The organism is Geobacter sp. DSM 9736 (assembly GCF_900187405.1).
Classification (GTDB): Bacteria; Desulfobacterota; Desulfuromonadia; order Geobacterales; family Geobacteraceae; genus DSM-9736.
On record NZ_LT896716.1, the window covers coordinates 2,776,667 to 2,790,742 of the forward strand.

A 14,076-nucleotide genomic window follows, 5' to 3' on the forward strand; every position below is an offset into this window, starting at 1 on the left:
GGTGTTTGTCAAGGCAAGGAGTGAACGGATGATATACCGCGGAGCACCGGCAAATTAGCAAGAAAGTTGGGCGTGACGTACCCGCAAAGTATGTATGACAGGCACCTGGCAACAGATGGCAGATTCGATGTGAAAATCAAACAGGTACTTCTGGCTATACTGGCCAGGCACAAGCATTTGCATCGTCAGCCTAGAACCAGGTTCGTATCAATGCCCCCGCTGCGATCTCCCCTCGTCAGTAGAGTCCGCGCCACCATCAGCCGAAAGAGATCCTCAAGTCCCGTCTGCACAGCCGGCGACTCCATGATGCCAAGAGCCCGGGCAATGGCTTCCAACGTCGCCAGCCCAGCAGGATGAGGTTCATTTCGAATCCCCCAGGAGGTCTCGGGTCCTGGAGGCAGTCGGACCATTTCGGCATGCTCCAATCCCGGAAGCCGCCGCCTCATTTTGGCAGCCTGGCGCCAACTGCCGTCCGGAACCACGAGGGTGACTGGCCGGCTGTCCTGCTCCAGAAACCCTCGGGTGAGAACAGGAGCGTCATTTCCCGGATATAGGAAGAGAGTCCTTCTTTCCGGGGTATTGAGGTCGCTGAAATCCAGAGGGTGGTCCTGATGGCCGTGAATGCGGATTTCACTGTTGGGGAGTGCTTCCAGGGCCAATGGACCTGTAGCCGTGGTCTTGATATTTTCACGATAGTGCATGACGAGAACGACGCGGGTTTTCAGAGGGAAACTGGGGATCGATCGGCAGATGCAGAGATGGAGATGCATCCGGCAGCGGCTACAACGTTCACTTCGTTTTGAGCGGGAACCCATGGTGTTATCGCCTTTATTGATGGTGATTCTATTCCGGCTCGTTGCAGTGATGGGCAACTTTAGCCTGTGAAGATGAAAGTCTTCAGCTCTTATGCCTTTTCAGGAGTACCGGAACCCGCACAGCTCTCATCTACCCTGCCAAGTATGACGCTTCCGGCAATGAAGAGGAGGAGGATGCTCAGCACCCCGTACCGCGATGATCCGGTCATCTGGGCGGTGATCCCCATCAGGAAGGGGCCGCCCATTGCCGCGAACTTGCCGAAGATGTTGTAGAAGCCGAAAAACTCACCCGATTTTTCCGGGGGAATGAGTTTCCCGTAGAAACTGCGGCTGAGCGCCTGAATGCCCCCCATGGCCGAGGCGACCAGGACTGCGATTACCCAGAACGTCGCTTTTTTCAGGGTGGGATCGGGTATGGCGGGAATCATGAAGGCAATCAACGTGATGATGCAATAGACTGCGATCCCGGAAAAGAGGAGCGGCTTCACCCTGAATCTGTCCGACAGCTTTCCCCAGACGAGGGCAGCGGGGAAGGCCACGATCTGTATGACGAGTATGACGAGGATGAGCATGTCGGGCTTCAGGCCTACATCGACACCGTAGGCGACCGCCATGGTGATGACGGTACCGACGCCGTCGATGTAGAAGAAGTAGGCGAGGAGAAAGAGGAATGCATTGCGATGGCGGCTCACATCGCGGAAGGTGTCGGTCAGGCGGCGCATCGATAGCCGGAAAGCGCCCGGCTCTCTCGGGTAGCCATGCTTCTGGCTGACGTTCCTCAGAAGCGGAATTGAAAAGAGCCCCCACCATGCGGCGACGATGAGAAAGCCCGTTCTGGCGGCATCTGGGGGAATCCGTCCGCCTGCCTGATCCTTCCCCGTGAGAATCAGGGCGATGACCGCGAGAAAAGGGATGACGCTCCCAACGTATCCCCACGCGAACCCGGAGGCGGACACCCGGTCCATCCGTTTCAGTTCTGCCACGTCCGGCAGAAAAGCGTCGTAGAAAAGATTCGTTCCTTCCCATGCGGTGCGGGCCACTACGAAGACTGCAAGGCAGAGGATGATTTTCCCCTCGCCGGTCTGCGTAAGGAGAACGGTTGCGGCGAGCCCGACGAGCAGACAGATGAGGAGCAGGCGCTTTTTCCAGCCGGAATAATCGGCAAAGGTCCCCATCACCGGAGCAAGAACGACCATCGCCATTGCGGAGATCGAGTTGGCGTACCCCCACCATGCCGTTGCGAGTTGTCCGGGAATGTTGTGGGCGACAACCTCCTTGAAATATATCGGCATGATCGCAGTCACGATCACGAGGACAAACGCAGAGTTCGCCACGTCATAGAGCACCCAGCTCTTTTCGGCCTTCGTCATCCTTCAGTCTCCGTATCCGCGGATCGCCTCCAGGAATTGCGCCCCGTACTTCCCGAGTTTGTGCTGCCCGACGCCGCTGATCTTCAGCAGCTCCTCCGCCGAACGGGGGCGATGTGCCGCCATCTCCACGAGAGTCGCATCGCCGAAGACCACGAAGGGGGGGACCTGCTGCTCATCCGCCAACTGTTTCCGCAGGACGCGCAGGGCCTGGAAAAGCCCCTCGTCGTACTCCAGCTTCCCTCGCCCCTTTTTCGGCTCCTTCTTCGCCGCAACCGTCTTCACACGGGGCCTGGCGAGGACGAGCTGCTCCTCCCCCCGCAAAAGGGGCTTCGCCGAAGAGGAGAGCCGCAGGATGGAATAGTTGGCCATGTCCTGCTCCAGGTAACCGAGGTGTATCAACTGACGGAAGAGGCTGCCCCACTGATCGGTGGAAATCTCCTTCCCGATCCCGTAGGTGCTCAGCCGGTCGTGCCCCAGCTGAAGGAGGCGCTGCGTTCGCGCGCCACGCAGCACGTCGATGACGTGCCCCATTCCGAACCGCTGTCCGACCCGGTATACGCACGAGAGCGCCATCCGTGCCTGCTCGGTGGCATCGTAACGCTCGGGAGGGGAGAGGCAGATGTCGCAGTTGCCGCAATCCTCGTCGAGTTGCTGCCCGAAATAGCCGAGGAGCACCCGCCGGCGGCAGGTGAGCGCTTCCCCGAACCCGACCATGGCGTTCAGCTTGTGGAGCTCGATCCTCATCTGATCAGGGTTGTTTCCCGCCTCGATTATACCACGGGCCACCGCCACGTCCCCGTACCCAAAGAGGAGTAGCGCCTCCGCGGGGAGCCCGTCTCGGCCTGCCCTGCCCGTCTCCTGATAATAGCTCTCTATGTTCTTCGGCATGTCGTAATGGACGACGAACCGGACGTTGGGCTTGTCGATCCCCATGCCGAAGGCAACCGTCGCCACCACCACCTGGATGTCGTCCCGCAGGAAAGCCTCCTGCACCCGCTGCCGCTCACTGTCGGCCAGCCCCGCATGATAGGCGGCGGCTGAGACCCCCGCTTCCTTGAGGCGCTGGGCGACCTCCTCAACCCTTTTGCGGCTGAGGGCGTAGACGATTCCCGCCTCCCCCGAGTGGAGCGCAAGAAATTCGGCGAGCTGCTCGGCCGGTTTCCGCTTCTCGCCCACCAGGTACCTGATATTGGGGCGGTCGAATCCTGTAACGAGACAGCAGGCTTCGGAGAGGCCGAGGCGGCGGATGATGTCGGAGCGGGTCTGGGGATCGGCGGTGGCTGTGAGGGCGATCACCGGCACCTGAGGAAAGAGACGGCGCAGCCGCCCGAGCTGAACGTACTCTGGGCGGAAATCATGCCCCCACTGGGAGATGCAGTGGGCTTCATCGATGGCAAAGAGGGAGATGGGGATGCCGGAGAGCCGCTCCAGGAAAGCTTCGCTCATCAGCCGCTCCGGGGCCACGTAAAGAAGGTCGAGTGCTCCTTCGTGGAGCTGCGCCAGTGTCTGCCGCGCCTGCTTTTCGGTCAGGGTGGAGTTGTAAAAGGCAGCGTTCACGCCGTTGGCAACGAGGGCATCCACCTGGTCCTTCATGAGAGAGATCAGGGGGGAGACGACGATCCCCACGCCGGGGCGGTGGAGGGCCGGGATCTGGTAGCAGAGGGACTTTCCCCCTCCTGTGGGCATCACGACGAAGATGTCGTTCCCGCCGACGAGGGAGTCGATGATCTCCCGCTGATGGGGGCGGAACGAGGTATAGCCGAAGACGATGCGGAGTATATCGGAGGGGGAGTTGGACATCAGTACCTTTAACAGGTCGCTGAAAAACAGCCATCTCGCCACTGTCCTCGAAAGCCACCTTGTGCGGCGTAGCGCTGCTACGCCTCCGCGGGGCTTCCTCCGGGTGCGGCGATCTGGCCGTTTTTGAGCAACCTGAGTTTTCAACAACCTTGAAAAAGGCCGTGCTTACGCCGATTCCGCAAAGCAGATCGGCCCCGCAGTAGTTTTTTGCTGGCTGTCAGAGCTCACGCACGACGCGGAAGCCCAGATACACATACTGCCCGTCCGGCGCGCCTCGCCCGCGGGCGGAGTTTCTCACGTAGCGGGGCTTGCTGCCGAAGGAACCGCCTCGCTGCACCCGACGCTCGTCACCCTTTACGACCCAGGCGCTGCCGTCAGCAGGCGCGCCGTCGTAGCTTTCGTGCCAGCTGTCCTGGCACCACTCCCAGACGTTGCCTGAGGTGTCGAAGAGGCCGAAGGGATTGGGGGAGAAAGAGCCTGCCGGGGCAGTCTTCCGGTTATCCCACTTGCTGCCGCACCCCTTGCAGCTCGCCCGGTTCTCCCCGACACTGAACCCCCACCAGTAACGTTCAGCGGTGCCGCCGCGAGCGGCGTATTCCCACTCCGATTCACTGGGAAGACGGTATTTTTTGCCGGTACGGGCAGAAAGCCACTGGGTGTAGGCAACCGCGTCGAACCAGGTTACATTCATGACCGGTCGGTTGTCGCGCCCCCACGAGCTAAACGGGACGTAGTGCCTCCCGTCCTTCGGCTTTTCCCTTCCCGTCGCCTCGCAAAACCTGTCGTACTCGGCGAAGGTCACCTCGAAACGGCCGATAGCGAAAGGACGCGGTATGATCACCTCGTGGACAGGCTTCTCGTCACTATCTCCCCCTCCCTCTACTGCACCCATACGGAAACGTCCTGCCGGGACCACCACCATTTCCGGAGCAAGGCTGCCATCATCGAGCCGGTCGCGGAAGACTGTCCCGGAAGCCGGGACGGCGAGTTGGGACCTCGCAGTGGAATGTGCAGGACGTGTAGCTGTCTTACCCGCCGCCGCCGGAACGAAGGCAAACAACCACGGCGTCAGAAGCGCTACGGTAAACAGTGCAGATGTGAACGACGACGCATGCACGACATCTCCCTCCGGAGTCGGCTACTATAGCAGGTTTGGGTGAGGGGCTGGCAATGAAATCTGATCCGTGAACATGAAAAAAAAGGAGGCCGGTAATCCGGTCTCCTTTATATAAGCTCTCCACTTTGCCGTTGGTCTAGGGACCTCACAGCGAGTAACTGTAAAGGTGGGCCACTTATGTGTCGCTTCAGGCAATTCCCGCAGAGGGGCAGCACACCACGACCTGAAAAGTTCCCGTTCGATTAACATTCCGCAGGGGTTTTACAACCTCACGCACAGAGCAGAGAGAAAACAGTGATTGCAGTGTATACATCATCCCGGGAGAAATCAAGCGTAGTTTTCCACTTTTCTTACCCCCGGGAAAATGCGTTACACCTTGGTATATGCGTCATTGCAGCCTTAACCGCTACATATGCTTCTGCTTCTTCTCGGCCCCCTTCTGTCCTTCCTTCTCCACCTTTTCCACGTCTACGCCGAGCTTGGAGGCAATCCCCTTCGCCTGCTCCAGGTGCTGTTCGAGGATCGGCTGAGTCTTGCCAGCCCATGCCTTCAGGTCCGGGTCTTTCGCCTCCTGGGCCGCCTTTTTGAATGCAGCCACGTCTTTGGTGTGATCCTTCACCATCATACGCATGTAGGCTTTGTCGAAATCCGCTCCCGAAAGTTTTGAAACCTTGTCGATCATCGACTTGTGATGACGGGCCATTTTCTCCGGCAATGTAATGTTTTTCTGCTGCGCGAGGCTTTTCAGTTCCTCGTTAGCCTTGCCGTGATCGGTCACCATCCGTGCTCCGAAATCCTTCACCTCCTGGGACTGCCCCTTTTTCTGCGCCAGTTCGCCTCCCTTAACCTCCATCAGACCTCCGCTCGCCGCCTCCATGACAAACTTCTTGTCCTTACCGGAGATGCCTTTATCCGCCGCGAACGCGAATGTTGCGACACTTCCGAGAGCAAACAGACTGAGAACCACCATGAGCGATAGTCGAAGTTTCATTGATGCCTCCTTTTCTCTGTTTTGAGTCGAGCACATTGGGCGACTTTCATTTAACTTAAAAGGTAGCTCTCCCCGTGCCGATGTCAATTCATCCCCCTTCACTCGCATGCTTTCCAGGATGGATTGGCACCGCTCAGTAATTTGTTACGGGAGAGCTTCGCAACCGGCAATCCTTATAACGGCCTCAGGCCTCTTCGCAGGATCGAGCCACTGCAGCATCCGCACCATATCGGCTTCGGCTGTGGCCACACAACCGGCAGTGGCAGTATCCGGATCCCGCCAGATGTGGAAGAAGATGGCACTTCCCGCTCCCGGAACTATCGTTTTCGTGTTGTACTCGACAACGGCTCCGTACCTGTAGAGGTGGTCGCTGCGTCTCATGATCTCGTGGGAGACCCCTTCGCCTTCGCTCCTGGATACGAGCGTGTTGTAAAGAGGGGACTTGGGGTCGTCGATCCAGATCATGTCCGGGGTGAGGACGATGTAGGGCAGTTTCGTCTCCAGGAACTCATAGCCGAATCCGCGTTCGAGAGGAAAGACACCCGAAGGGGTTCTACCGTCACCCTCAAGTTTTTCTCCCGGAGGCGCAAGCCCGTTTCTCCCCGCCACACCGTCCATAGAGGCTCCGGCCTGTTTCCATCCCTTTTCGGTCTTCTCGAAAAGCCGAACGGTAACGTCCTTGGCAGAGGGGGCAGCCTTCGGCGTCACAACTACCGCCTGCCTCGTCTCCTGGGACAGACCGCCGAGACATGAAGATGAAGCGGCCTCGCGAACATTGTGGGCGCAACCGGAAATTACCACCAGCGCAACAAATAAGAAAAAGTGCCCTCTCATGACTCTTCTCCTTTAGATCCTAACCGCCAAACATTGCCCGTTGTCAGCCTCGTTACGAGCATGGCGGCCACATTGTCACCGGTGGCGTTAAGCAGCGTCGCCACCGGGTCTATGATAACGCTTATCGCCGCCAGAAGCGGCAGCGTTTCCGGTGGAAACCCGAAGACCGAGAGGATGAGCATCTCCCCCATCATACCGCCGCTCGGAATGGCTCCTACCACGACCCCTACCAGTATGGAGACGCCGATGACTACGATCATACGTTCGAAGGTGAGCGCCTGCCCGAACAGGCTCATGGCGAATAGCACCTTGAGAACCCCGCCTATGACCGACCCGTCCTTGTGTAGAGCAGCCCCGACCGGAACGACCACGTTCGAAACGTCCTGAGGCACACCCATCTTCGGCGCCGCCTCCAGGTTCACTGGCATGGTTGCCATGCTGGAGCAGGTGCCGAGGGAGGTAAGGGAAGGATTGAGCATGTGGGCCCAGAAGCGCCGGACGGCGGCGAACCGCCCCGCGGCAAAGGCGTAGAGGGAGAACCCCCCGATAAAATAGAGGGCCGAAAATGTGTAGTAGACGACGAACACCTTGAAATAGGCGGAGGCAAGGGCGTCACCGGTATCGACCACGGTAGCCGCGAACCAGGCGAGAAGCCCCACCGGAGCTACGTACATCACATAATCTATCAGCCGGGTGAAGACCTGGGCACCGCTGGCAAGGAAACCGGCGAAGGGGACACCTGCCTCCTTCCGGGAAAGAGTCGCGAGTCCCACCCCGACAGAGAAGACGATGAGGGGCAGCATCGACTTGCGTGAGATCAGCTCCGGGAAATCGGATGCGGTAAACGCCTTTACAACCTGCGCCAGGAACGATGGAATCTCCTGCGCCGGCGGATGCTCCAGGTGAATTCCGGCACCCGGAGTGGGATGCACGAGGAGCATGAAGCCGAGAGAAGTAACCGCTGCAACTACACTGGTGGAGAGGAATACCAGGAGCATGTTCCATGATACCCTTGAAAGGCGATGTGTAGATGCGCTGGAAGCTATGCTGGAAGAAACGGTGAAGAACACCAGCGGCACGATGATCATGAAAAGAAGGTTGAGGAAGAGGTCGCCAAGCGGACGTATGGCACGGGCAGTCTCCGGGAAGTAGCTTCCAAGAAGCAGCCCGGTGACGATGGAAAGGATCAGGAGCAGAGAGAATCCGTATGTTTTAAGCAGCTTCATGATTTGACCTTCCCCCGCTACACTGCAAGTTATTTCTTACGATACATTGCACACCATAGCTCCGGTTTCCACTTTGCTGATCGCCTTGACTTAGTCAGGCAACCTCCCCTCGCCACCCGACAAGCGTCATGAAAAAGGATGTCAACATCTTCGTTAGCCCTTTGAACTTGAGGCTCAAGCTTGCTTTTGCATGGTTAAGGACTATACTGGAATCAGGGGAGAGAAGGAGTTCTTTTGCTCTTTTGCGCTCAAAATCAGCAAAGGTTCAGCCATGAACGATAGAGGAGAATAGCCATGAGATCTGTGAAAAGGGTCATCTTTACGGCAGTAGCTCTCGTTGCGCTATCAGGTTGGGCTTACAGTGGCAGCAGCGGAAGCCTCGGCGGCACTTCCGGAACTACGGGTTCAAGCTCCGGCAGCATGGGAACAGGTAGCGGAACGGGTGGCACCACCGGCGGAACAGGAGCCGACATCGGTACCGGAACAGGCGGGTCAACCGGGTCCGGCACATGGTCCGACACTGATACAGGCACAGGAACCGGCGGGACATCCGGTACGGGCACCGATATGGGTACCGGTACGGGAAGCGGAACAGATACAGACACCGGCGTTACAACCGGCACCGGCAGTGACACGGGCACAGGCACCGGCGGCACGACAGGTTCCGGTATCGACTCCGGAACAGACACAGGGACCGGTACGGGCAGTGATGTGGGAACCGGGACAGGCGGCACGACAGGTTCCAGCCCTCCGGACGACATGGACACGGGTCCGGGACTGACCCCGGGAACGGACATCGAAACAGACAGGAACGGTAGCGATGATGTCGGTACGGGCACAGGGGGAACTACAGGGAGCGGAACTGGAATGGATATCGGAACCGGCGGAACAACCGGATCCGGCACCGGCGGAGCTACGGGAACAGATCCGGGTAGCGACGTCAACGGCACCGGCAGCACGTCGGGCACAGGCACAAGCAGCGGAACACGTTAAACCCGTTACTGACCTGCGGCAATGGGAATTACCATTGCCGCTTTTTTGTCTTCCTGCCCGCCGCGCCAGAGATGCCAGCGGACGGAACCTCATTCGCGGAGCAGACGATGAAGCCTACGGAAAGGGAAAAGGCGAGAAAACGCCTCGACAGGCTGGCTTGGCTCACAGACAATTCCATTCCCCTACCGGGGCTCGATGCCAGAATCGGATTCGAACCCGTGATCGGCCTAATCCCCTGGTTCGGTGACGCCTTAGGGGCTATCCTCTCAGGTTACATCATTTCCGAAGCAGCCCGCCTCGGAGCGCCTAAGTCGGTCCTACTCAAGATGACCTTTAATGTTGCTGTCGATACACTGGTAGGTGCGCTCCCCGGACTCGGAGATCTCTTCGATTTCGTGTGGAAAGCCAATCAGCGCAATGTCCGTCTTCTTGAGAGGTACATCGAGAGGCCACGAAAGACGGTCGTCGCCAGCCGTCTATTCATGGCTTTTATCATTCTGCTCCTGGTGGCGTTAGTGGTGCTTACGGCACTGGCGGGGTTCTGGCTCGTGCAGGCACTCTGGCGGGCAGTTACCTGAAAGCCCGTCACTGAATAATCCACCCGCAGGCGGTGTCAGTGATGAAAAAGCAGCTCTGCAAAACACCCCAGCTTACCCGGACGGCCCGCTGAAGTGCCTCAGAGGCTGGAGTCCTGCTTGCCCGGCGCAGGCGACAGGCGGTGAGGATGCTGTTCCTGTTGAAGTTTCTGGGGCTGATTTGTCCTGCGAAGCGGCATCGTCCCCTCCAACTCCGGGCTTGTATCCGGTTCGAGGAGAGGAGCGGCGGGAGACTGGGCCGGGATTTCGCCGCCATGCTTCGGGCAGTAACCTGTCGGCTCCGTACCCGTCAGGAAGAATTCATCCCTTTTTTCCGAACACTCGGGAGCAGCAAGATAGCCTGTAGCCGGGTCGATCGTGGCGGTAACGACCCCCTCAGGACGTGTGAAGTCGGCAGCGGGTTTTCCGGCCAGTGCGCCCCGCATGAACCGCTCCCAGATCGGAGCGGCGACTGCCCCCCCAGTGAATCCCTTTCCTCCCGGCCTTGGTTTGTCGTAGCCGACCCAGACCCCCGTGACGACCTGCGGGGTGTAACCGATGAACCAGGCGTCGCGGTAATCGTCGGTTGTACCAGTCTTGCCTGCGGAGGGGCGCTCCCGGTTGAAGTTCTTGAGGCTCTTGGCAGTGCCGTGGATCATCACATCCTCCAGCATACGGGTGGTTACGTAGGCCGCCGCCGGGGAAAGGGCAGGTGTTTTGGAGGCAGGATTTTCCGTCCAGGTCTTCCGGTGGGTATCGTATATGCGGATGATGCTTCTTCCTTCGGTCCTGATGCCGCCATTGGCAAGCGGGGAATAGGCGGAAACGAGGTCGCTGAGGGTGACGTCCTGGGTTCCGAGGGCAAGCGAAAGATCGTAAGGAGCGCGAGGGGAGAGACCGACTCTTTCAGCCAGATCGGAGAAATCCTGCACCCCTACCGCCTCCAGCAGTTTCACCGCGATCACGTTGTTAGAGTAGGCCAGAGCCTGCCTGAGAGGAAGGTCGCCGTAGAGCTCCCGCCCGTAGTTCAGGGGCTTCCACGACTGGCTGTTCCCCCGGCTGTAGCTGACAGGGGTATCGTTCCAGATGCTGCCGGCAGTGATCCCCTTTTCGAGAGCAGCGGCATAGATGAAGGGCTTTATTGCTGAGCCTGCCTGCCGCCGGGCGTGAAATGCCCGGTTATAAGGATTCCTGGCGAAGTCGGTGCCTCCGACGGCCGCCAGAACGTCCCCGGTAGCCGGATCGAGACACAGCAGCGCCCCCTGTACATCGGCTGAGACACGCTTCAGACCGTCCCGCAACGTCTTCTCCGCGAGCTTCTGCAGGTTCAGATCAAGGGCCGCGGTTACTTCCAGCCCCCCCTGCTCGATAACCTGGGGACCAAAACGTTCGATCAGCTTGTTCCGGATGTGGGCCACATAGTACGGGGCCTGCCCCTGCCTTATAACGGAAGCCGGATGAGACCGCACCTTCTGCTTCTGCCGCGCGCTTAGCATTCCGACATCGACCATGCGGCTGAGGACGATATCCCTGCGCCGGGCTACCTCCTCCGGCTTTCCGAGGGGATTGTACCTGCCGGGGTTCTTGGGAATACCGGCAAGGATCGCACATTCGGATTCCGAAAGCTCCTGGGGGCTCTTGTCGAAGTAAATGCGGGCGGCCTGGGCGATTCCCCACGCGCCGTTCCCGTAGTAGATCTCGTTCAGATACATCTCGAGGATCTGTTTCTTGCTGTATTTGCGCTCGTACTCGAGGGCCATGCGGCCTTCGGTAAGCTTCCTGTCGATGGTCTTGACGCCGGAAAGGTGCCTGTTCTTGATGAGCTGCTGCGTGATGGTGGACCCCCCCTCCACGAGCTTACCCTTAACCACGTCCTTCACGAGCGCCCGCGCGATTCCGCGGATGTCGATTCCGTTATGCTCGTAGAACCGTGCGTCCTCGACGGCGACTACTGCATTCAGCAGAAAATCGGGAATCCGCTGTATGGGGACCCAGTACCTTTTCTCCGGGATGATCCGCCCGACAAACCGGCCTTCCCGATCGAAGACCTTGATGGAGGAGTACCGTGCCGGAAGTATCGGATGCGTCGCCACCGGCTCCTGGGAGACCCCCGACGAGGCTAGAAGAAGAAGCAGAACAAGGCAAACGGCAGCAGCTGAAATGGTTCTGGAACGCGATCGGAAACATGAGGCCAAGAGTTGTTACTCCACTTACTGATTGTAAAAGGGTGGACACAGGGGACGATCAGGCGTATCGGCTTCTGAGGATACAACGTTGTGCCAGACAGGTCAATTCGTTCAGTATGCCTGTCGCAGGGCCTACCTCAGCGCCTACGGTTCCAGGTACCCCTGATCCTGCAGCGCCGCAGTTGCTGCATGGTACCCGCACATCCCATGGACACCCCCACCCGGAGGGGTGCCGGAAGAGCAGAGATAAACACCCTTCAACGGTGTCCTGTAAGGGGAGAGGAGTGTCGGCCTCGCCAGGAACTGGCGGAGGTCCTGAACGCCGCCGTTTATGTCTCCACCTATGAAATTGGGGTCATACCGCTCGTACCCGGCGCAGTTCCTCGTGTGCCTGGCGATTATCAGCCTGCGGAATCCCGGAGCAAACCGCTCCACCTGGGCTTCTACCCGATCCGCCATGTCGAACGTTGAACCGTTTGGAACATGACAGTATGCCCATCCGACGTGCAGCCCCGCCGGCGCTCGGGTAGAATCCAGAAGAGAGGGCTGCACAAGGAGCACGAAGGGTCGTTCCGGATGCACTCCCCGCCAGACTTCCTGTTCACCTCTCGCCACCTCTTCCGCCGTCCCACCCAGGTGAACCGTCCCCGCCTTCCGGCACCCCTCCGCCGTCCAGGGAATAGGGCCGTTCAGCGCCCAATCGACCTTGAAGACTCCCGGGCCGTACCTGTACCGCTGCAGCCTGCGCCGGTAGCGTGGCGGAAGGAGAGTCCCGGCAAGCTCTGCCAGTTGCCTGGCCGTTACGTCGAGCATGACGACCTGCGCAGGCGGCAGCTCCCTGACTGATGTAATTCGCGCATCCGTGACAATGGTGCCGCCCAGGCTCCGCAAATATGAAGCCATCGCCCCGGTGACCGCCCGTGATCCCCCCTTTGCAACAGGCCACCCCGCGGTGTGCCCCAGAGAACCGAGTAGCAGTCCAAATGCAGCGGTAAGGAGCTGGTTGAGCGGAAGGAATGAATGCGCCGCCATCCCGGTGAAAAGTGCGCGCGCCGGCTTAGCCCGGAACGCGAGGCGGGCGAATAGCATTGCGGGGAGCACCGCTTTCATCCCGAAGAGAGCGAACTGCAACGGATAGCGTGGGAAATGGAGCGGAGCAAGGAGATCCGGAGCGAGGTGATCCCACTGCCGGGACAGAGGGTCCATAAGGCGACGGTACATCGCACCATCTGCACCCAGGCCTGCAGCAGTCTCGTCAATATCTCTGCAGAGAATAGCCGCCGTCCCGCCGTCCAGCGGATGTGCAAGCTGTACCTCGGGATAGACCCACTCCAGCCCATGCAGGTGAAGGGGAAGCGTGGCAAGAAAGGGGGATGCCACCGCTAGGGGATGAACAGCGGAACAGACATCGTGCAGGAACCCCGGAAGCGTCAGCTCCTCAGTCCGGGTCCCCCCGCCGATGCCGGGAGCCCCCTCCAAAACGGTTACCGGCATTCCGGCGTGCGCCAGCGTGATTGCAGCGGCAAGCCCGTTGGGTCCGGAACCGACAACAACTGCATTTCCAGCGGGACGAGCCGACATCGTGCTCCTCTCTTCCAATGGCGGTTAGTTCAAGTCTAGCAGAGTACAGGAGTTATCCGATCAAGCCGGTAAATAAGTAAATTAAAATTTTTGACGGATAATTGTCGCATAAAAAACCGGTGATATACTTCCTCCCTAACAACGGCAGTCCTGACGTCAATGATATGACTTAAGCTTTTATCCACCAAAGGAGGGTTCCCATGAAAAAATTCCGTACCTTGCTGCTCTCGGCAGCCGCTTCGGCCAGTATGGTCCTGGCCGCATCGGCCGCCCCACTCACCCCAGTTGAAGAGCTGGGGAAAAAGCTCTTTTTCGATCAGGGGCTTTCGAATCCGCCAGGTCAATCGTGCGCCTCGTGCCATGACCCGTCTGTAGGGTGGACAGGCCCTGATTCGGCAGTAAACTCAGCCGGCGCAGTCGAGCAGGGGGCAATCCCTACACGGTTCGGAAACAGGAAACCCCCCGCGTCTGCCTACGCCGGCTACAACCCCGTCCTTGCCTGGCACGGCGGCATGGGTGGCGGCGGCATGGGTGGCGGCGGCATGGGTGGCGGCGGCATGGGTGGAATGGTTCCCGGGTTCGTCGGCG

General features: G+C 59.3%; 12 protein-coding genes and 1 other RNA gene. 3 read left to right on the plus strand and 10 right to left on the minus strand.

Features of this window, described 5'->3' with window-relative positions; genetic code table 11:
- Nucleotides 1-185 precede the first annotated feature (185 nt).
- The 8 genes from CFB04_RS12650 to CFB04_RS12685 all read right to left on the minus strand — a co-directional run bounded on the left by CFB04_RS12650 (nt 186) and on the right by CFB04_RS12685 (nt 8,153).
- A complete protein-coding gene (locus tag CFB04_RS12650; protein WP_088535610.1) occupies nt 186-815 on the minus strand; it encodes a tRNA-uridine aminocarboxypropyltransferase in 630 nt (209 codons plus the stop codon).
- 89 nt (nt 816-904) lie between these two features.
- On the minus strand, nt 905-2,185 hold the full coding sequence (locus tag CFB04_RS12655) for an MFS transporter (protein ID WP_088535611.1): 1,281 nt from the start codon (nt 2,183-2,185) through the stop codon (nt 905-907).
- A 3-nt stretch (nt 2,186-2,188) separates the two neighbouring features.
- On the minus strand, nt 2,189-3,985 hold the full coding sequence (gene recQ / locus CFB04_RS12660) for a DNA helicase RecQ (protein ID WP_088535612.1): 1,797 nt from the start codon (nt 3,983-3,985) through the stop codon (nt 2,189-2,191).
- 217 nt (nt 3,986-4,202) lie between these two features.
- The gene (locus tag CFB04_RS12665; RefSeq protein ID WP_231934177.1) at nt 4,203-5,102 is read right to left on the minus strand and encodes a formylglycine-generating enzyme family protein; all 900 of its coding nucleotides are present in this window, start codon (nt 5,100-5,102) and stop codon (nt 4,203-4,205) included.
- Between the two features lie 113 nt (nt 5,103-5,215).
- Nucleotides 5,216-5,392: non-coding RNA, 6S RNA (gene ssrS, locus CFB04_RS12670), on the minus strand.
- A 116-nt stretch (nt 5,393-5,508) separates the two neighbouring features.
- Complete coding sequence (locus CFB04_RS12675; protein WP_172825502.1) at nt 5,509-6,093, minus strand: DUF4142 domain-containing protein; 585 nt, start codon at nt 6,091-6,093, stop codon at nt 5,509-5,511.
- Nucleotides 6,094-6,237: 144 nt separating this feature from the next.
- Entirely contained in the window at nt 6,238-6,927 is a 690-nt protein-coding gene (locus CFB04_RS12680) for a L,D-transpeptidase (protein WP_088535613.1), read from the minus strand.
- Nucleotides 6,924-8,153 (minus strand): dicarboxylate/amino acid:cation symporter, encoded by a 1,230-nt coding sequence (locus CFB04_RS12685; RefSeq protein WP_088535614.1) that lies wholly within the window; start codon nt 8,151-8,153, stop codon nt 6,924-6,926. The genes CFB04_RS12680 and CFB04_RS12685 overlap by 4 nt, the downstream gene beginning before the upstream one ends.
- A 294-nt stretch (nt 8,154-8,447) precedes the next feature.
- Here CFB04_RS12685 and CFB04_RS12690 point away from each other — a divergent pair, with 294 nt between their 5' ends.
- Complete coding sequence (locus tag CFB04_RS12690; protein WP_088535615.1) at nt 8,448-9,146, plus strand: hypothetical protein; 699 nt, start codon at nt 8,448-8,450, stop codon at nt 9,144-9,146.
- 107 nt (nt 9,147-9,253) lie between these two features.
- A complete protein-coding gene (locus tag CFB04_RS12695; protein ID WP_088535616.1) occupies nt 9,254-9,724 on the plus strand; it encodes a DUF4112 domain-containing protein in 471 nt (156 codons plus the stop codon).
- A 98-nt stretch (nt 9,725-9,822) separates the two neighbouring features.
- Here CFB04_RS12695 and CFB04_RS12700 read toward each other — a convergent pair whose 3' ends face one another.
- Together CFB04_RS12700 and CFB04_RS12705 are read right to left on the minus strand one after the other, a co-directional pair.
- Nucleotides 9,823-11,883 (minus strand): transglycosylase domain-containing protein, encoded by a 2,061-nt coding sequence (locus CFB04_RS12700; protein WP_088536826.1) that lies wholly within the window; start codon nt 11,881-11,883, stop codon nt 9,823-9,825.
- A 168-nt stretch (nt 11,884-12,051) separates the two neighbouring features.
- Nucleotides 12,052-13,488 carry an NAD(P)/FAD-dependent oxidoreductase gene (locus CFB04_RS12705; RefSeq protein ID WP_088535617.1) on the minus strand — a complete coding sequence of 479 codons (1,437 nt, stop codon included), beginning with the start codon at nt 13,486-13,488 and terminating at the stop codon, nt 12,052-12,054.
- A 200-nt stretch (nt 13,489-13,688) separates the two neighbouring features.
- Here CFB04_RS12705 and CFB04_RS17920 point away from each other — a divergent pair.
- Nucleotides 13,689-14,076 (plus strand): cytochrome-c peroxidase (locus tag CFB04_RS17920; RefSeq protein ID WP_197692512.1); only part of this gene is annotated, 388 nt, incomplete at its 3' end.